General features: G+C 62.3%; 16 protein-coding genes. 10 read left to right on the plus strand and 6 right to left on the minus strand.

What is annotated here, in order from left to right:
* Window positions 1-5: 5 nt before the first annotated feature.
* The gene (locus VCJ09_RS09020) at window positions 6-911 is read left to right on the plus strand and encodes a D-hexose-6-phosphate mutarotase (protein WP_324734030.1); all 906 of its coding nucleotides are present in this window, start codon (window positions 6-8) and stop codon (window positions 909-911) included.
* 29 nt (window positions 912-940) lie between these two features.
* Here the strand turns inward: VCJ09_RS09020 and VCJ09_RS09025 are convergent, their stop codons facing one another.
* A complete protein-coding gene (locus tag VCJ09_RS09025) occupies window positions 941-1,801 on the minus strand; it encodes a MurR/RpiR family transcriptional regulator (protein ID WP_324734631.1) in 861 nt (286 codons plus the stop codon).
* A 180-nt stretch (window positions 1,802-1,981) separates the two neighbouring features.
* Here VCJ09_RS09025 and zwf point away from each other — a divergent pair, with 180 nt between their 5' ends.
* The 4 genes from zwf (at window position 1,982) to VCJ09_RS09045 (ending at window position 5,813) form a co-directional block, all read left to right on the plus strand.
* The gene (gene zwf, locus VCJ09_RS09030; RefSeq protein ID WP_324734031.1) at window positions 1,982-3,451 is read left to right on the plus strand and encodes a glucose-6-phosphate dehydrogenase; all 1,470 of its coding nucleotides are present in this window, start codon (window positions 1,982-1,984) and stop codon (window positions 3,449-3,451) included.
* On the plus strand, window positions 3,438-4,151 hold the full coding sequence (gene pgl, locus VCJ09_RS09035; protein ID WP_324734032.1) for a 6-phosphogluconolactonase: 714 nt from the start codon (window positions 3,438-3,440) through the stop codon (window positions 4,149-4,151). The genes zwf and pgl overlap by 14 nt, the downstream gene beginning before the upstream one ends.
* Window positions 4,152-4,170: 19 nt before the next feature.
* A complete protein-coding gene (locus VCJ09_RS09040; protein ID WP_324734033.1) occupies window positions 4,171-4,842 on the plus strand; it encodes a bifunctional 4-hydroxy-2-oxoglutarate aldolase/2-dehydro-3-deoxy-phosphogluconate aldolase in 672 nt (223 codons plus the stop codon).
* Between the two features lie 107 nt (window positions 4,843-4,949).
* Complete coding sequence (locus VCJ09_RS09045; protein WP_324734034.1) at window positions 4,950-5,813, plus strand: aldo/keto reductase; 864 nt, start codon at window positions 4,950-4,952, stop codon at window positions 5,811-5,813.
* Window positions 5,814-5,822: 9 nt separating this feature from the next.
* On the opposite strand, the gene VCJ09_RS09050 is transcribed toward VCJ09_RS09045, so the two are convergent.
* From VCJ09_RS09050 to cls, 3 genes are all read right to left on the minus strand, one after another.
* The gene (locus VCJ09_RS09050) at window positions 5,823-6,773 is read right to left on the minus strand and encodes a bile acid:sodium symporter (protein WP_324734035.1); all 951 of its coding nucleotides are present in this window, start codon (window positions 6,771-6,773) and stop codon (window positions 5,823-5,825) included.
* Between the two features lie 143 nt (window positions 6,774-6,916).
* Window positions 6,917-7,813, minus strand: a complete 897-nt coding sequence (locus tag VCJ09_RS09055; RefSeq protein WP_324734036.1) for a hypothetical protein — start codon at window positions 7,811-7,813, stop codon at window positions 6,917-6,919.
* Between the two features lie 64 nt (window positions 7,814-7,877).
* Window positions 7,878-9,266 carry a cardiolipin synthase gene (gene cls / locus VCJ09_RS09060; RefSeq protein ID WP_324734037.1) on the minus strand — a complete coding sequence of 463 codons (1,389 nt, stop codon included), beginning with the start codon at window positions 9,264-9,266 and terminating at the stop codon, window positions 7,878-7,880.
* A gap of 322 nt (window positions 9,267-9,588) precedes the next feature.
* Here cls and VCJ09_RS09065 point away from each other — a divergent pair, with 322 nt between their 5' ends.
* The 3 genes from VCJ09_RS09065 (at window position 9,589) to VCJ09_RS09075 (ending at window position 11,524) form a co-directional block, all read left to right on the plus strand.
* Window positions 9,589-9,747: a DUF3309 family protein gene (locus VCJ09_RS09065; RefSeq protein WP_324734632.1), complete on the plus strand. Its 159-nt coding sequence runs from the start codon at window positions 9,589-9,591 to the stop codon at window positions 9,745-9,747.
* Between the two features lie 171 nt (window positions 9,748-9,918).
* On the plus strand, window positions 9,919-10,635 hold the full coding sequence (locus VCJ09_RS09070; RefSeq protein WP_324734038.1) for a Crp/Fnr family transcriptional regulator: 717 nt from the start codon (window positions 9,919-9,921) through the stop codon (window positions 10,633-10,635).
* 181 nt (window positions 10,636-10,816) lie between these two features.
* Window positions 10,817-11,524, plus strand: a complete 708-nt coding sequence (locus tag VCJ09_RS09075) for a Crp/Fnr family transcriptional regulator (protein ID WP_324734039.1) — start codon at window positions 10,817-10,819, stop codon at window positions 11,522-11,524.
* 46 nt (window positions 11,525-11,570) lie between these two features.
* Here VCJ09_RS09075 and VCJ09_RS09080 read toward each other — a convergent pair whose 3' ends face one another.
* Complete coding sequence (locus VCJ09_RS09080) at window positions 11,571-13,658, minus strand: putative bifunctional diguanylate cyclase/phosphodiesterase (RefSeq protein WP_324734040.1); 2,088 nt, start codon at window positions 13,656-13,658, stop codon at window positions 11,571-11,573.
* Between the two features lie 88 nt (window positions 13,659-13,746).
* Window positions 13,747-14,310, minus strand: coding sequence for a BON domain-containing protein (locus VCJ09_RS09085; protein ID WP_324734041.1), 564 nt, complete (start codon window positions 14,308-14,310; stop codon window positions 13,747-13,749).
* 455 nt (window positions 14,311-14,765) lie between these two features.
* Between VCJ09_RS09085 and VCJ09_RS09090 the strand changes: the two genes are divergently transcribed.
* Complete coding sequence (locus VCJ09_RS09090) at window positions 14,766-17,198, plus strand: phosphoketolase family protein (RefSeq protein ID WP_324734042.1); 2,433 nt, start codon at window positions 14,766-14,768, stop codon at window positions 17,196-17,198.
* Between the two features lie 34 nt (window positions 17,199-17,232).
* Window positions 17,233-18,885, plus strand: coding sequence for a phosphoglucomutase (alpha-D-glucose-1,6-bisphosphate-dependent) (gene pgm / locus VCJ09_RS09095; RefSeq protein WP_324734043.1), 1,653 nt, complete (start codon window positions 17,233-17,235; stop codon window positions 18,883-18,885).
* The last annotated feature ends 80 nt before the right edge of the window (window positions 18,886-18,965 follow it).

Raw genomic sequence — 18,965 nt, forward strand, 5'->3', positions numbered from 1 at the left:
GATCGATGCTGCCGGCTAAGCCGCGGCGTTCGCCCGGCGTACCGACAACCCGGCCAGGGGCTGCTGCAGAGCACCCCCTGGCCGGGTTGTTTCTGTCGCCAGCCGGGCAAGGCGTGCGCTGGGTGACCCATCAGGAGCGCGAATTGCTGCTGATCGAGCATCCCCGTTTTCAGGCCATATTCAGTCGCCAGGGCGGCCAGTTGCTGCATTTCCAGCCACATGGTCAGCGGCCCTGGTTGTGGTGCGCCAGGCATTGGCCGCGTGGTGGGGCGATTCGCGGCGGCGTGCCGGTGTGCTGGCCGTGGTTCGGTCGCCACCCCAGCGAGAGTGGTTGGCCGTCCCACGGCTGGGCGCGGCTGAGTGACTGGCAATTGCTCGGCAGCGAGGTAGACGAGCAGGGCATGCGCCTGACCTGGCAACTGCAGCTGTGCGACTGGCGGGTGACCCTGGAGGTCGAGCTGGGTGAGCAGATGAAGTTGCGTCTGCGCACGTCTCATCAGGACAGCGAGGCCTGTCAGCTCAGTCAGGCCTTGCATGCCTATTGGCGCATCAGCGATGTCGCGCGGGTGGCGCTGCTCGGCCTGGATGGCGCCGCAGGCCAGGACTTGCTGGCGCGAGGTGAGTGCCGGCAGCAGGGCGAGCTGCGCATCGAGGATGGCTGCCACCGGATCTTTCGCCGCGGCGCGCTCGTGCAAGTGCAGGATCTGGCCTGGCAGCGGCGCCTGCTGGTCGACACCCGCGGCGGCGCCAACAGTGTGGTCTGGCATCCCGGTAGTCGGCCGTTGAGCGATGTGAGTTGGCGCGAGGCGCTGGGTTTTGTCTGTGTCGAAGCCGCCAGTTGCGGCGCCGACAGCTTGATCCTCAAGCCGGGTGAAGACGCCGTGCTGGAGTTGCAGGCGCGCTTGGCATAGGCGTGGCTTGCAGGTTGTTCAGCCGTGGATCAGCTCGGTTCCTCGTCCAGCGGATAGCGGCTGGCGTTGAGGCTTTCCTTGATCTTGCGCAGGTGTGGCTGGAAGTCCACGCCGCGGCGCAGGGTCATACCGGTGGCCAATACGTCGAGCACGGTGAGCTGGATGATCCGCGAGGTCATCGGCATGTAGATGTCGGTGTCTTCCGGCAGCGGGATGTTCAGGCTCAGGGTGCTGGCCTTGGCCAGTGGCGAGTCGGCGGCGGTCAGGCCGAGCACCGAGGCGCCGTTTTCCCGGGCCAGGCGTGCCACTTCCACCAGCTCGCGGGTGCGTCCGGTGTAGGAGATGATCACGAACAGGTCGCCGGTGTGCGCTACCGAGGCCAGCATGCGTTGCATCAGTACGTCGGCGTGGGCCGATACCGCCAGGTTGAAGCGGAAGAATTTGTGCTGGGCATCCAGGGCCACCGGCGCCGAAGCGCCAAGGCCGAAGAAGTGGATCTGCCGGGCCTGGATCAGCAGGTCGACCGCACGGCTAACCAGTTGCGGGTCGAGCGATTGACAGGCGCTGTCCAGCGAGGCGATGGCGCTGCCGAAGATCTTGCGGGTATAGGCTTCGGGACCGTCGTCGGCTTCCACGGCGCGGCTGACGTAGGCGGCGCCGCTGGCCAGGCTCTGCGCCAGCTGCATTTTCAGCTCGGGGTAGCCGCTGACGCCGAACGAGCGGCAGAAGCGGTTGACCGTCGGTTCGCTGACCAGGGCGGCTTGTGCCAAAGCGGCGATACTCAGGCGGGTGGCTTGCTGCGGGTTGCGCAGAATCACCTCGGCGACTTTGCGCTCGGCTTTGTTCAGGCTGTCGAGTCGGCCCTGGATCTGTTCCAGAAGATTGCGCACGCGGTCCATTGTCATTCCTTCGCCAGGGCTGAAATTGCTGGCCTATCGTACTGATGGGGCCAAGGGGCTACCACTGCAAAGTGGATTTTGACAAAATGTTGTTTTTATTACTACATGTAGCCTTGATAAATCCCCTTCAACAGGGTATTTCTAGTTTAACTTGATAAAAGAACAAACATTATGCCTTCGATAACCGTTGAATCCTGTACTTTTGCCTTGTTCGGCGCGCTGGGTGATCTGGCCTTGCGCAAACTGTTCCCGGCACTCTACCAGCTCGACCGCGCCGGGCTGTTGCATGCCGATACGCGGATTTTCGCCCTGGCGCGCGACAATGGCGAGGCGCAGCAGCACCTGGCCTGTATCGCCGAGCACCTGCTGCGCTATGTGCCGGCCAACGAGGTCGACAAGGCGGTGCTGCAGCGCTTTCAGGCGCGCCTGAGTTACCTGACCATGGATTTCCTCCAGGCTGATGGCTACGACGCGCTGGCCGAGCAAGTCGGGACGGGTGAACGAGTGATCGCCTACTTCGCCACGCCGGCCTCGGTCTACGGCGGCATCTGCGCCAACCTGGCGCGGGTCGGCCTGGCCGAACGGGCGCGGGTAGTGCTGGAAAAACCCATCGGCCACGATCTGCTCTCCTCGCGTGCGGTCAACGACGCGGTAGCAGAGTATTTCCCGGAAACCCGCATCTACCGTATCGACCACTACCTGGGCAAGGAAACGGTACAGAACCTGATTGCCCTGCGCTTCGCCAACAGCCTGTTCGAATCCCAGTGGAACCAGAATCACATTTCCCACGTGGAAATCACCGTGGCGGAGAAGGTCGGTATCGAGGGCCGTTGGGGGTACTTCGACCAGGCCGGTCAGTTGCGCGACATGATCCAGAACCACCTGCTGCAACTGCTCTGCCTGATTGCCATGGACCCGCCCAGCGAACTGTCCGCCGACAGCATCCGTGACGAGAAGGTCAAGGTGCTCAAGGCGCTGGAGCCGATCACCGCTGCGCAGCTCAGCCGCCAGGTGGTACGTGGTCAGTACGTGGCCGGCAGCAGCGATGGCAAGGCGGTGCCGGGTTATCTGCAAGAGGAAAACTCCAACACCCAGAGCGATACCGAAACCTTCGTCGCCATTCGTGCGGACATTCGCAACTGGCGCTGGGCCGGCGTGCCTTTCTACCTGCGCACCGGCAAGCGCATGGCGGAAAAAATGTCGCAGATCGTCATCCACTTCAAGGAGACGCCGCACTATATCTTCGCCCCGGAGCAGCGCCAGTTGATCGGCAACAAGCTGATCATTCGCCTGCAACCGGACGAGGGCATCGCCCTGCAGGTGATGACCAAGGATCAGGGCCTGGACAAGGGCATGCAGTTGCGCAGTCACGCGTTGCAGTTGAATTTCTCCGACACCTACCGCAGCGCGCGGATTCCCGATGCTTACGAGCGTCTGCTGCTGGAAGTGATGCGCGGCAATCAGAACCTGTTCGTGCGCAAGGACGAGATCGAATGCGCCTGGCTATGGTGCGACCAGTTGATCGCCGGCTGGAAACAACTGGGCGATGCGCCGAAACCCTATGCCGCCGGCACTTGGGGGCCGATGGGCTCAATTGCCCTGATCACCCGCGACGGGAGGTCCTGGTATGGCGATCTCTGATCTCGATTTACCGCTGGGTGTGCTGGCGCGCAGCCTGAGCAATCCGGCGCAGCTGGCCAAATCCCTGGCCCAGGCGGTCGCCGCGGCGCTGCGCGTGGCGATCGAAACCCAGGGCCAGGCGACCCTGGTGGTGTCCGGTGGGCGCAGCCCGATCGCCTTCTTCGAACAACTGGCGCAACAGCCGCTGGACTGGGCGCAGGTAGTGATCAGCCTGGCGGACGAGCGTTGGGTGCCGGTCGCGCACCCTGATAGCAACGAAGGTATGCTGCGTCGCCACCTATTATGTGGTCCGGCTGCCGCGGCGCGGTTTTTCGGCCTGTACCAGCCGGCTGCCAATCTGCAACAGGCGGCGCTGAAGGCCGATCAGGCCCTGGCCGAGTTGCCGCCGATCGATGTGCTGGTGCTGGGCATGGGCGACGACGGCCATACCGCCTCGCTGTTCCCCAACAGCCCAAATCTGCCCGAAGCCTTGCAGGCCGACTGCCCGCGCCGCTGCCTGCCGATGCTGGCGCCCAGCGTGCCGCATCAGCGCCTGAGCATGACCTTGCCGTTACTGACTTCTGCACGTTTGCCACTGCTGGCCCTGCAGGGCCAAGGCAAGCTCAAGACCCTGGCCGCAGCGTTGGCTGTGGGCGAGGTGGCGAGCATGCCGGTGCGCGCATTTTTGCATTCCCCCCTTGAGATTTACTGGTGCCCCTAGGGCCGAAGGACCAGCCGCTATGACGACTAACGACAACAGCCAGCACGCCCGCATGGCCGATAAAATCGCCCAGATCGACAGCCTCTGCGCCCGTGCGCGGATCATGCCGGTGATCACCATCGCCCGCGAGGCGGATATCCTGCCATTGGCCGATGCCCTGGCGGCCGGTGGCCTGACGGTACTGGAAATCACCTTGCGTTCGGTCCACGGCCTCACCGCCATTCGCCTGCTGCGTGAACAGCGGCCCGAACTCTGCGTCGGCGCGGGTACCGTACTCGACCTGCAGATGCTCGCCGCCGCCGAGGAGGCCGGGGCGCAGTTCATCGTCACCCCAGGCTCGACCGCCGAACTGCTCAAGGCCAGCCTAGAAAGCACTGTGCCAATGTTGCCCGGCACCAGCAGCGCCTCGGACATCATGCTCGGCTATGCACTCGGTTATCGCCGCTTCAAGCTGTTCCCCGCAGAAGTCTGCGGTGGCACCGCGGCGCTCAAGGCGTTGGGTGGCCCCTTCGGCGATGTGCGGTTCTGTCCCACCGGCGGCATCAACCCCGACAATCTGCAGCGCTACATGGCTCTGCCCAACGTGATGTGCGTCGGCGGTACCTGGATGTTCGACAGTCAGTGGGTCAAGCATGGCGATTGGGCGCGTATTCAACAGTGCAGCGCCGAGGCTCTGCAACTGCTGGCCTGAGGGTTCTGTCAGGCGCCGCCACGCCGCTGGCGTTCGCCTGGCCTACGCCTGATGCCGGCCGGTGTCGGGTCCTCATCCTGCCGCAGCGCGCGGCTTAGGTGTTTGCCATGAATAAAAAACCGATCGAGCAGCCCGTGCTGCTCGGCATGATGCGCTTGCTCGATTATCCCGAATTGGCCACGCCGCAAGCCTTGCTGGGCTTTGTCGAGCGCTGCGTCGAGCAGGGCTTGAACGGTTTCGATCACGCCAATATCTATGGCCTGGGCCAATGCGAGGCGCACTTCGGCGCCGCCTTGCGCTTGCGCCCGCAGTTGCGCGGCCAGCTGCAGCTGATCAGCAAGGCTGACATCGTGCCGGCGGCGCAGGATGTCTCGCGTTGGCGGGTCAAGCACTACAACACCGGCGCGGCCTACCTGACCGGGGCGGTCGAGGCTTCGCTGACGCGTCTGGGCGTCGAGCGTCTGGATGGCTTTCTCCTGCATCGCCCCGATCCATTGCTGTGCGCCGACGAAGTGGTGCGCTGTCTGCAAGCGCTGGTCGAGAGCGGCAAGGTCGGCTGGTTGGGCCTGTCCAATGCCGAGCCGCTGCACTGGCAAAGCCTGGGCCGCGACCTGCCGCTGCGTTGCAATCAGATCGAGTTGTCGCTAATGGCCCAACAGAGCGCCTGGGATGGCCAGTTGCAGGCCATGCAGGCCGATGGTTTACAGGTTCTGGCCTGGTCGCCGTTGGCCGGTGGGGCTTTTTCTCCGGCCTTGCAGCAGGCGTTGGCCGAGGTCGCGGGTGCCTTGCAAGCAACTCCCAATCAGGTTGCCCTGGCCTGGTTGCGCCGTTTGCCCGGCAGTCCACTGCCAATCCTCGGCAGCCTGCGTTGGTCGCGGATCGAGGAGGCGCTGAACGGTGCCACGCTGCAACTGGACGCGCCGACCTGGTTCTATCTGGCCGAAGCGGCGCGTGGCCGCAAAGCGCCCTGAAGACGCGTGCTAGCGAAACAGTCGGCGCGGCAGCCAGCACAGATAGCCCAGCATGCCGAACAGCTCAACCAGGGACTGCACGACAATCACTACCGCCGCCACTTCCCAGCCGTGCGGCAAGCTCAGGGCCAAGGGCAGCACCACGAAGGAATTGCGCGTGCCCAGGCTGAAGGCGAGGGTGCGGCCGTGGCTGGCGGGCAGCTGCCAGGCCAGCGCCAGCAGCTTGGCGATCAGTGCAGCCGCCAGCAGGTAGGCGATAAACACTGGCACCAGCACCGGCAGCAGTTCCAGCGCATCCTGCACCGCCGCCACCTGTGCGCCGGCTATCAGGAGCACCACCAGGCCCAGCAGCGGCACCGGCCACCAGGCCAGGCGTTGGCGCAGGGCATCGCGTTCGGCCCGCGCCTCGAACCAGCGTTCGCTGAGGGCGGCGAGCAGCAGGGGCAGCAGTACGACCAGCAGCGCCGGCAGCAGATCCATGGGCGCCAGTGCGCTGGTCAGCTGCACGTCTGCCATCAGCCACAGGTAGACGGGCAGAAGCAGCAATTGCAGCAGCAGGTTGATCGGGGTCACGGCCACCGCGCGCGGCACATCGCCGCCGCCCAGCTGGGTGAAGGTAATAAACCAGTCGGTGCAGGGCACCAGCAACACCAGTAGCACCCCCACACGCAGCACCGGATCATCCGGCACCCAGTGCAGCAGGCTCCAGACCAGCAAAGGCACCAACAGGAAGTTGCCGACCAGCAAGGCGCTGACAAAGTGTCTGTCGGCGAAGGCCTCACGCAGGTGCAGCAGCGGCACCTGCACGAAGGTCGCATAGAGCAATAGCGCCAGCGTCGGCCACAGCATGGCTTCCAGGGTCGGGGCGAGGCCCGGCAGCAGGCTGCCGAGCAGCAAGCCGGCGATGATGGCCGTCAGGTAAACCCAGACTTGACGGCGTTCCAGTGTCAGACGATTCAATGCGACGATTCCGTCAATCCATGTGGTTGCGTGCAGCCAGCCGTCAAGCCAGGCGCCAGCGGTTTGGCCGCGCCATCATAGACGGCCTGTCGAGATAAACCACGCGGTTGACGGGGTGGGCGCGCTGGCGCAGCCCTTGGCGTTTATTCGGACGCAACGTCCGCCTGCTGGCGCTGGATTTCCTTGCGCTTCATCGTCAGGTACTGACCACGCTCGAGTTCGTGCAGTTGCGCCGGGTATTGCTCGATAGCGCTGTGCCAGAGGTTCAGGCGTTTTTCCAGGCGCGTCGCTGGCGGCGCCGACAGGGCGCTCAGGTAGGCCTCGATCGTCAGGTAATACCGCATGGTGTTGCGCTCGATCACCCCGCGCATGCCGCCAATATAGACGGGCTGCCCCTCGGCGTTGCGTTCGACGATGCTGAAACCCACCTTGTTGCGTCCCAGCGTCGCCAAGTAACTCTGCGTGGCGACGCTGGCCGCCAAGCCGTAAGCATAGGAGTAGGACAAGTGCAGGAAGCTGCGCTGGGCATCGAGCGCCACCACTTCGAGCATGATGCGGTAGCGGCTGGTGCCCAGCGGTCCATCCTCAGCATCCAGCAGCACCTGCAGGAAGTCGGGCGTAGCCGCTGCGACCCGGTAGGTAAACTCGAACAGATAGGCATCTTCCAGCGCCTGCTCGAACTTGTGGCCGATGTTGATGCGCAGGACATCACCATCCGGACCCGATGAGACGCGGCAGCTTTTCACATTCAGGTGCAGGATCAAAATGTCGCACCAGTGTGTGCTGGCTTGCAACGCCGGGCCGACCACGGCATAGGGCTGATCGATCACCGCGTAGATATCACCTTGCAGGGCGTCTGAGGTTTGCCGGGATTCGAGGTAGAGCGGGCGTTGGAATTGGTTGTTGGTCAGCTGTTCAGCCAAGGCGCTGTGGCGTGCCTTGAGCGCCTCTGGATCCTGTGCGTATGCCGGCGCCACGATGAGCAGCGTCAACAGCATGGCCGCGCGCAGCCACGCGGCGCCCACTGGCGCGGGGTTCATGGAATCCTCGCGTTCTGCTGGTTTGCCTGCCGACTACTCGCCAGCACATACCGCGCCAGGCGCCTCACAGCCAGTACTCCCACAGGCGACCGAGCAACTCCTTGACCCTCACGTTGAGGGAGCGGCGCCGCCATTGTTCCAGGGTGATCTCATCCGATTTATCCAGATCGGCGATGAAGGCCGCGCGCATCTTGTCGCCAAAATCACTGCCGAGCACCACCGCATTGACCTCCTGGTTGTGCAGAAAACTGCGCCAGTCGAGGTTGGTCGAGCCGACCGTAGTCCATACGCCGTCGATGACCGCGGTCTTCACATGCAGCAAGGCATCGCGGCGCTCGTAGAGCCTGACCCCGGCCTGCAGCAGTTCGTTGTAGTAGGCGCGGCCGGCATGCAGTACCAGCCACGAGTCGGTGCTGCTGGGCAGGATCAGGCGCACATCGACACCACGGCGCACCGCTTCCTTGAGCACCGCGAGCAACTGCGGGTCGGGGACAAAGTAGGCGTTGGTCAGCCATATCTCGGTTTGCGCGCTGCGCAGCGCCGAGATCAGGGTGGCGTAGATCTGGCTGTAAGGCTCATCCGGCGAGCTGCCGATGATGCGCACCACCTCGCTGCCTCGGTGTTCGTTCGGAGGATAGTAGTGGGCTGCCGCGAGTGGTTCGCCATGCTGTTTGATCCAGGTGTCGATGAACAGCCTTTGCAGCTCGGCGACCGCGGGTCCCTCGATCCTCAGGTCGGTGTCACGCCAGGGCAGCACGGCACCGGGTAGGGCTTCGCTGTGGTAGCCGAACGAGCCGCCCGAATAGACACTGCTGATGTTGATGCCACCCAGGAAGGCGATAAGCCCGTCGATGATCAACAGCTTGCGGTGGTCGCGCTGGTTCACCGACCAACCCGCCTTGGCGGTCAGCGGATTGACCGGATTGAATTCCAGCAGCTTGATGCCCGTCTCGCCGAGGCGGGTGAAAAACGCGCGGGGTGTGCCGAGAGTACCGACACTGTCGCGGATCAGGTTGACCTGCACACCTTGCAGTTGTTTGGCGATCAGGGCGTTGGCGAAGCGCTGGCCGACGGCATCATCATCGAGAATGTAGGTTTGCATATTGATGTGATCGCGCGCGGCCTCGATGGCGGCGATCATCGCCTGATATGTGTCGGGACCGTCCTGCAGCAACTCGACCTTGTTGCCTGTGGTCAGGGGGCTGCCGACGATGGCTTCTTCGACCGCCAGGTGCAGGTCGAAGATATTGGTCTCGGCACCGCGTGCCTGCAATCGATCGAGAATGGCCTTGCTCTGCGCGGACGAGAGTGGCCCATGTGGCCCGTCGAGTTGTACCGGCGCCGCATCGTGGCGCGCCATATCGGGGTTGAGGGTCGGCAATGAGCTGCAGGCGCTCAGCGCCAGGCTGAGAATTGCCGTGATACACGGCTTCCAGCAATTACTTGCTTGCACTGGTCATCCTCCCGAGGAGGCGTATCGCGCTGCAGTCGGGCGACTGTCAGATTGATACATTCGTCTAAATGTAGACGCAAAAGGATGGTTGCGATGCCATATCCAACAGGCAGGAAAGCGATCGGTGACCGTCGCTGGGTGACTGCTATGTTCGATAACGCACCGAACTGAGCACGCTATCCGTTCAAGCTGCTCAGGTGCCGGGTCGAGGATCTTCGACGTGAAACGCTCAACGCGTAGCGGCATGGCTCGCCGCGGTGAGTGTGAAACCTCGTTCCGAGGCTTCTGCGCCCGCGAGCTTGAACCCTTCAAGGAGATCGCCATGAGCTTGGGAACGATTCTGTTGATCGTACTGATTCTGATGCTGGTGGGGGCATTACCCGCGTGGCCGCATAGCCGGAGCTGGGGTTATGGTCCCACTGGTGGGTTGGGCCTGGTGTTGATCATCGTGCTGGTACTGCTGTTGATGGGCCGGCTGTAAAACGCGGCGCCTTCTGTGCAGCGCATTGATTGACCCGTTCGCTGTGGTTGGCGCTTCAGATAGACCTGCAGTTTTGACACGCTATGTGCGGCAGCGTACAGATAGCCCAACTAATACCGATAAGTTGTTTCTGAGGGGAGGGTATTCCCCCCCCAATTTATAGAGTGTGAGATGCCTGAGATGTCCGCAACACCACAAATAAATCATCTTTTGGCTGCTTTGCCTACGGACGTTCAAAATCGCTTGCGGCCTAAGTTGGAGCTGGTGCCACTGCCCTTGGGCAAGGTTCTGTATGAGTCCGGCGACGCCTTGAGCCATGTATATTTTCCAACCGACTCGATTGTCTCGCTGCTCTACGTGATGGAGAACGGTGCGTCGGCGGAAATCTCAGTGGTCGGTAATGAAGGATTGATTGGCGTTGCCGTGTTCATGGGCGGCGAGAGCACCACCAGCCGCGCCATCGTGCAAAGCGCCGGATACGCTTATCGACTGCCGTCGCGCCAGTTCATGGAAGAGGTCAATCGCCACAGCGAGATGCTGCACCTGATGCTGCGTTATACCCAGGCGCTGATCACCCAAATGGCGCAGACGGCGGTGTGTAACCGCCACCATTCGATTGACCAGCAACTGTGCCGCTGGTTGTTACTGTCACTCGATCGCTTGCCAACTAATGAACTGGTCATGACCCAGGAGCTGATCGCCAATATGTTGGGCGTGCGCCGCGAGGGCGTCACCGAGGCGGCTGGCAAGCTGCATAAATCAGGGGTGATCGAATACAGCCGCGGGCGTATCAGGGTGATCAACCGGCCCAAGCTCGAGCAGCAGAGCTGCGAGTGCTATGCAGTGGTAAAGAAGGAAACGGATCGCCTGCTGCCCTTTGCGGTGTAAACGGTTTCGCTGGGTTAAAGCGCCGAGCGGGACAGCCTATTCGATGTCAGTCAAGGTATTAGCGCCATCCGTACCATAGCGCACAGACAAGCCTGCGCCGCTCAATCAGACTGGCGGATCGGGACTGTTCGGCACCTTTCCTGTGTCGCCCCCCGATTCTCTCGTGCTGCAGGACGCTTGAATGTCAGCAGCAATACGGGTTCCCGTGGTTAACCAGCTGCTTGCAAGTTTGCCGCACAAGGAGTCGAAACGAATCCTGGGGTGCTGCGAACCCGTCGATCTAGTGTTCGGCAGCATCCTCTGTGAGCCGGAGCAAACCTTACGCCACCTGTACTTTCCCCTGACCGGATTTATCTCGCTGGTGACCACGCTACGTGACCATCAGCCGCTGGAAATGGGCCTGGTCGGCAATGAAGGCATGCTCGGCGCGACCCTGGTTTTGGGCGTGAACAGCGTGCCGATGCGCGCGGTGGTGCAGGGCACCGGCACTGCATTGCGGATCAACGCCGCAGACTTTCGCCGCGAGCTGCAGGAGTGCCCAGAGCTGCTGCGCACACTCAACCGCTACCTGTATGTACTGATGGCGCAGCTGTCGCAAACCGCCGCCTGCACCCATTTCCATGAAATCGAACCGCGCCTGGCACGCTGGTTGCTGATGACCCATGATTGCGCGCACGCCGATCACTTCTACCTTACCCACGAATACCTGGCCGACATGCTCGGGGTGCGCAGAAGTGGCGTCACCGTCGCCGCCGGTGCCTTGCAACTGCGCGGTCTGATTCACTACACCCGTGGCGAGATCAGCATCCTCGACCGCAAAGGGTTAGAGGCCGCCTCCTGCGAGTGTTACGAGGCGGCCATCGATGACTACGCGCAGTTGCTGAAGTAGGCTCGCTGCGCTTCGCACAACAGCCTGTTGACTCCCGCCGCATTGCCTAGAGCGTTGTGCCGAGGCCCGTCTGCAGGAGTCTGAAGAACTGTTCGGCAACCAGCGGCCGGCTGAGATAGTGGCCCTGTCCTTCCTCACACCGCTGTTCTTGCAGAAATTCCAGTTGCGAATGCTGTTCGACGCCTTTGGCGATCACCCGATGATTGAGACTGGCGCCCATGGCGATTACCGCGCGGACGATTGCGCCATTGCCGTTAGCAGTGCCAATGGCCTGGATGAACGACGGGTCGATCTTTAGGGCGTCGATCGGGAGCTGACTCAGGTAGCTCAAGCTAGCGTTACCGGTCCCAAAGTCGTCCACCGCGATCTGTAGGCCCATCTCCTTGAGTTGTTGAAGTATCGCGATGCTGGCCTTGGCATCGCGCATCAACACGCTTTCGCTCACTTCCAGTTGTAGATTGCTGGGCTCCAATCCGCTGTCGCTCAAGATGGCGTGAACGCCTGCAACGAAATCCTGATGGCGAAACTCTTTTGCGCAGAGGTTGACTGCAACCGGCGTGGCCCTTGCGGTGACTTCTTGCCAGCGTTTGGCTTGGGCACAGGCTTCGCCTAGCACCCAGCGACCAATTGGCACGATCAGGCCGCATTCTTCCGCAATCGACACGAAACGGCTGGGCAACACCAGCCCCCATTGCGGGTGCTTCCAGCGCAGCAGTGCCTCTGCACCCATGATAGTGCCGCTAAGTAGATTGATCTTTGGTTGATAATGCAGGACGAATTCCTGCCGCTCCAATGCCGCGCGTAAATGGCGTTCGATGAGTTGCCGCTCGTGCGCGTGGATGTTCATTTCATTCTTGAAGAACTGGAAGTTGTTGCGACCATGCTCCTTGGCCCGGTACATCGCGGTGTCGGCATGCTTGATCAGGCTTTCTGCGTTCAGGCCATCGCTTGGATAAATGCTGATGCCAATACTGCTCGTCACGTGCAGTTCATGCTCCGCTATGCGGTGTGGCCTGGTCAGCGCACTGAGGATCTTTGCTGCCGTTAGTGCGGATGTTTGCGCCTGATGTTCTTCCGCGACCAGCACGACAAACTCGTCGCCCCCCAGGCGGCTCACCGTGTCGGAATTACGTACGCAAGCACACAGGCACTGAGCGACCGACTGCAGCAGTTGGTCGCCGATGGCATGGCCAAGGGAATCGTTGATGTGCTTGAAGTTGTCCAGATCGAGGAACAGTACGGCGAGATTCGTGCCGTGGCGTTCGGCCAGGGCTATCGCTTGTTCGATGCGGTCATTGAGGAGCAGGCGGTTGGGTAGGTTGGTCAAGAAGTCGTGCTGCGCCAAGTGGGCCATTTTCATGGTCATCGCCTGCGCAGCGGTGATGTCATGGAACACGATCACGGCACCGCTGATCCGTCCGCTGGAGTCGTGGATCGGCGCGGCGGAGTCTTCGATCATCGCTTCGCTGCCATCGCGTTTGATCAGGATCGTACCCGCGGCCAGGACCTGTGGCTTGCCATGCTCGAGTACCCGCCTGATCGGGTTGTGCACGAGCGTGCGCGTCGTACTGTTGACGATATGCATCACCTCGGTGATAGGGCGGCCGCTAGCTTCTTGCCGAGACCAGCCGGTCATCTGCTCGGCCGCCACATTCAGGTAGTCGACATTGCCTGCCAGGTCCGTGCCGATGACTGCATCGCTGATTGAGTTGAGGGTGGTCTCGGCACGCGCTTTTTCTATTAAGACGCTTTCCTTGACGGCACTGCGCTGGATGATGTTGCGCAACGATTGCGCGACCAGATAACTGCCAAGGTGGCCTTTGGCCAAATAGCCTTGCGCGCCGCGTTGTACCGCTTGCTCCGCGAGGTCTTCATCCGCTTCGCAGAGGAGCATGATAGGCGTGTGGGGTACCAGGGCGAACAACTGGTCGAGGGTTTCCAGTCCCTGGCAATCAGGCAGCGAGAGCGCGGTCAGAATCGCGTCGATATCGCCGGTGTTCAGCCTCACCAGAGCATCGGCAAGACAGGTTAGCCATTCGATAATGAATAGACCGTCTTTGGCCTTGCCCAGTACATCCTGCAACACCGCTGCATCAGCGGCGTCAGCGCTGATGATCAGGATTCGGTTGGCCACGTCGTATGCACTCCTTTGACCACTACCCATGGCATGGCGAACCTATACCTGCAGCATGTAAGAGCGCTATCAGCTATTACCCGCCGAGCTAAAACCTGAACGCATCTGGGTAAAGACTTTTGCCTTCGGGCTGGCGCTGTGGCCACTCAAGCGCCGAGGCAAATTTGGCTTGGTTGGTTGGCTTGTCACTCAGCATGCTCGTTGCGCCGCGGTCGAGCGGACTGGGGCGGGCACCTGTATCGTTGGTGTGCGCTAAGGCCGACCGCCTCGGGTCGCTGATCCAGCTACCGCGGTCAGGTTGTTCGGTGCCATCGCCGGCCTGGCTGTCGACCTCGGTCTGCCTCTTTTGCACCACTATCTGGTTATCCACGGCGACGATACCGTCGACGCGCAGGGCGATTACTTTGGCCAGCGTCTTGTTGGCTGTGCTCTCTACCTCGCCGCTCAGGGTGACCTTGCCATTGAGCACTGACACCTCGAGGTTGTGAGCGCTTAAATGCTGATTCAGCGCATAGGCTTTCCAGACCTGGGTTTCCTGCCGGGCATCGGCAACGTCCTGAAAGAGTGTTTGCGCGCCGACCGTGCTGCTTATTACGACTATGGCAAAGGCGATGCTAGCGGTGAGTGCGTGTTTGCACGGGTGCAAGGGCATGCTGTTTCTCCACTGGGAGCAGCGATGCAGCGGGTTGCGCCGTCACCGCACTGTTCCCTTGAACTGTTGCTAAAACCCGAATGCAGTCCTGGGGCTATTGTTCTACGTTGGTGGTGCGCAGGGGCGGTAATGACGGCCGGTTCTGTGCCTGTTCGGCATGACTCCCGCTGCCCGCAAAAATAAATGGTCGTGCAATAGTTACAGTGTCCGTGACCAGGCGAGGCGTCTGTGCGGTGGCGCACTTACCCGCCGGAGAACAGGGGCATTGCTTCTGCAGCCTTACGGCGCACGTGACACTCTTCACGCTACTGTTAAGTACCGGCGTGATCCGCCATGCCTGGCACCAAGCGTCAGGCGGTTATTTTGATGCTGATCAGTATCAGCAATGAGCCCTTCAGCCACAGTCGACCCCCGGAAGGATCTTCACCCGCCGCTACGCGCAAAGGACAAGCCCCATGCTCAGCCAGCAGACCACGCTCAACCCCGCGCCATTGACGCCCGAGCAGCTGCGCAAGCTCAACGCCTACTGGGCCGCCAGCAATTACCTGGCGGTCGGGCAGATCTATCTGCAGGCCAATCCGCTACTCAAACAGCCGCTGAGCCTCGCGCACATCAAGCCGCGCCTGCTCGGTCATTGGGGCACTACGCCGGGCTTGAACTTCATCTATGTGCACCTCAATCGGCTGATCAAGCAGCACGAGCTGAACGTCCTGTATGTCGCCGGGCCTGGGCACGGTGGCCCGGCGCTGGTGGCCAATACCTATCTGGAAGGCAGCTACAGCGAGGTGTATCCGCACATCTCCCCGGACGAGCAGGGCATGCAGCGGCTGTTCAAGCAGTTTTCCTTCCCGGGCGGAATTCCCAGCCATGTGGCCGCGCAAACCCCGGGTTCGATCCACGAAGGCGGGGAGCTGGGCTATTCGCTGTCCCACGCCTTCGGTGCGGCCTTCGATAACCCGGATCTGCTGGTGGCCTGCGTGGTTGGCGATGGCGAGGCGGAAACCGGTGCGCTGGCAACCAGTTGGCATTCCAACAAGTTTCTCAACCCGGCGCAGGACGGTGCGGTGCTGCCGATTCTGCATTTGAACGGCTACAAGATCGCCAGCCCGGCGATCCTCGCGCGCATTCCGCATGACGAGCTGCAGGCGCTGTTCTACGGTTACGGCTACGCGCCGTATTTCGTCGAGGGTGACGATCCCGCGAGCATGCACCAGTTGATGGCAGCCAGCATGGACGCCGCACTGGCCGAGATTCAGCGCATTCAGCACGAGGCGCGGGTCAAGGGCGTCAGTGCGCGGCCACGCTGGCCGATGATCATCCTGCGCTCGCCGAAAGGCTGGACCGGCCCGCAGCAGGTCGATGGGCAGACGGTGGAGGGCACCTTTCGCGCCCACCAGGTGCCAATGGGCGAGATGAGCAAGCCGGGGCATGTGCAGATTCTCGAGACCTGGATGCGCAGCTATCGCCCCGAAGAGTTGTTCGACGAAAGCGGCAAGCTGCTGGCCGAACTGGCCGAGCTGGCGCCCCAGGGCACGTTGCGCATGGGCGCCAACCCGCATGCCAATGGTGGTGTGTTATTGCGTGAGTTGCAGCTGCCGGATATGCGCGATTACGCCGTGGCGCTGGAGCGCCCCGGTGCGGTCAAGGCCGAGGCCACGCGGGTGATGGGGCGCTTCTTGCGCGACGTGATGCGGCTCAATCTGGCCAGTAACAACTTCCGCCTGTTCAGTCCCGACGAGAACAATTCCAACCGTTGGCAGGACGTGCTCGATGTCAGCCCGCGCACCTGGATGGCCGAGCAGTTCGCCTACGACGACAAGCTCGCGGCTACCGGGCGGGTGATGGAGATGCTCAGCGAGCACCAGTGCCAGGGTTGGCTGGAAGGCTATCTGCTGACCGGCCGCCACGGGTTTTTCTCCTGCTACGAAGCCTTTATCCATATCATCGATTCGATGTTCAACCAGCACGCCAAGTGGTTGAAGAGCGCCAACCAGATTGCCTGGCGGGCGCCTGTCGCTTCGCTCAACTACCTGCTGTCATCCCACGTCTGGCGCCAGGATCACAACGGCTCCAGCCATCAGGACCCGGGCTTCATCGACCATGTGCTGAACAAGAAAGCCGAAATTGTCCGCGTCTACCTGCCGGCCGATGCCAATTGCCTGCTGTCGGTCACCGACCACTGTTTGCGCAGCCGCAATTACATCAACGTGGTGGTCGCCGGCAAGCAGCCCGAGGCGCAATGGCTGGACATGGACGCCGCCATCGCCCATTGCCGCGCAGGCATCGGCGTGTGGTCGTGGGCGAGCAATGAGCAGGGTGGCGAGCCTGATGTGGTGCTGGCCTGCGCCGGCGATGTGCCGACCCTGGAAGCGCTGGCGGCTGTGCAGTTGCTCTGGCAGCACTTTCCCGAGGTGAAGGTACGCTTGATCAACGTAGTCGACCTGATGCGCCTGCAGCCGGCCAGCGAACACCCGCATGGTTTGCCCGACGCCGATTTCGATGCGCTATTCACCGTGGATAAACCGATCATCTTCGCCTATCACGGCTACCCGACGCTGATCCATCGGCTGACCTACCGCCGGCACAATCACGCCAACCTGCATGTGCGCGGCTTCAATGAAGAGGGCACTACCACCACGCCGTTCGACATGGTGGTGCTCAACCAACTGGACCGTTTCCACCTGTTTGCCGCGGTGGTCGAGCGCCTGCCGCAACTGGCTGGACAAGCCGCCGCAACCCGGCAGTTGGTCGACGACAAGCTGCTGGAACATCGCCGGTATATCGAGGAACACGGCGAAGATCTGCCGGAGATCCGCCAGTGGTGCTGGTTGGGCAAAACGAATGTGAGCGGTGGCGGGGCGGTCGGCGATTGTGCCGGCGCCTGTTAGGCTAAGGCCTGTACACGTTATCAGGGAGACAATTTTGAGTTCACGCATCCATCCATTGGCCGGCAAGCCGGCGCCTGCAGACATGCTGGTCAATATCGAACAACTGCTGGCCGCTTACTTCGACTTGCAGCCTGATCCCGGCGTGGCGACCCAGCGCGTGGCCTTTGGCACCTCGGGGCATCGCGGCAGTTCGTTGGCATCCAGCTTCAACCAGTGGCACGTGCTCGCCATCAGCCAGGCGATCTGCGATTACCGTGAAGCGCAGGGCATCGATGGCCCGCTGTTTATCGGCGCGGACAGCCATGCCCTGTCGCAACCGGCGCTCGATACGGCGCTGGAGGTGCTGGCCGCCAATGGCGTGCCGACCATGATTTCCGCCGGCGGCGAGTTCACCCCGACCCCGGCGATATCCCACGCCATTCTGGTGCACAACCGGGGCCGCAGCACCGGCCTGGCCGACGGCATCGTGATCACCCCGTCGCACAACCCGCCGGACAGTGGCGGCTTCAAATATAACCCGTGCAATGGCGGCCCGGCCGACAGCGACATCACCAACTGGGTGCAGAACCGCGCCAATACCTTGCTCGAAGGCGGCCTCAAGCAGGTCAAGCGCATGCCGCTGGCCCAGGCACGTCAGGCGGCGACTACCCATGAGCACGATTACCTGGCGGCCTATGTCGGTGACCTGGGCAGCGTGATCGATTTCGCGCTGATTCGCGCTGCCGGGCTGCGCATCGGCGTCGACCCGCTGGGCGGCGCGGGCGTGCATTACTGGTCGCGCATCGCCGAGCAGTACGCCATCGACTTGCATGTGGTCAGCCAGGTAGTAGACCCGCAGTTCGCCTTCATGAGCCTGGACTGGGATGGCCAGATCCGCATGGACCCTTCGTCAAGCTACGCCATGCAGCGGCTGATTGGTCTCAAGGATGGCTACGACATTGCCTTTGCCTGCGACACCGACTACGACCGCCACGGCATAGTCGCGCCCAGCGTCGGCTTGCTGCCGGCCAACCACTTTCTCAGCGTGGCCATCGATTACCTGTATCAGCATCGCCCGCAGTGGAGCGCTTCAGCGGCGGTGGGCAAGACCCTGGTCAGCAGTGCCATGATCGATCGGGTCAGTGCCCGTCTGGGTCGGCCACTGCTGGAAGTGCCAGTTGGCTTCAAGTGGTTTGCTGGTGGCTTGTTCGACGGATCGCTGGGCTTTGCCGGTGAGGAAAGCGCCGGCGCCACCTGCCTGCGCCGCGACGGTAGCGTCTGGACCACCGACAAGGACGGTATGGCGCTGGCCCTGCTGGCCGCGGAAATGACCGCCAATTGCGCGCGCGATCCCGGTGAACTGTATCGCGGCCTGACCGAAGAGTTCGGTGAGATAGTGGCCGACCGCGTCGATGCGCCGGCCACTCCCTTGCAGAAAAAAGCCCTGAGCCAGCTCTCGCCGCAGCAGGTGCGCAGCACTCAGCTGGCGGGCGATACCATCACCCAGGTGCTCGACAAGGCGCCGGGCAACGGCGCGGCAATTGGCGGGATCAAGGTGATCAGCGACGGTGGCTGGTTCGCCGCGCGACCATCGGGCACCGAGGACATCTACAAGATCTACGCCGAGAGCTACCGTGACCAGGCGCACCTGCAGCGGATTCTCGGCGAGGCGCAGCAGATCGTCGACGTGGCGCTGGCTACGGGCTGAGTTCGGCCTCTTTGGTCGTGCCGGATAACCGCGGCGCAATCCCCCGCGGATTGCGCCGGGGTTTATCCGGCTAGGGCATT

The organism is Pseudomonas paeninsulae, from assembly GCF_035621475.1.
In the GTDB taxonomy this organism is placed as follows: domain Bacteria; phylum Pseudomonadota; class Gammaproteobacteria; order Pseudomonadales; family Pseudomonadaceae; genus Aquipseudomonas; species Aquipseudomonas paeninsulae.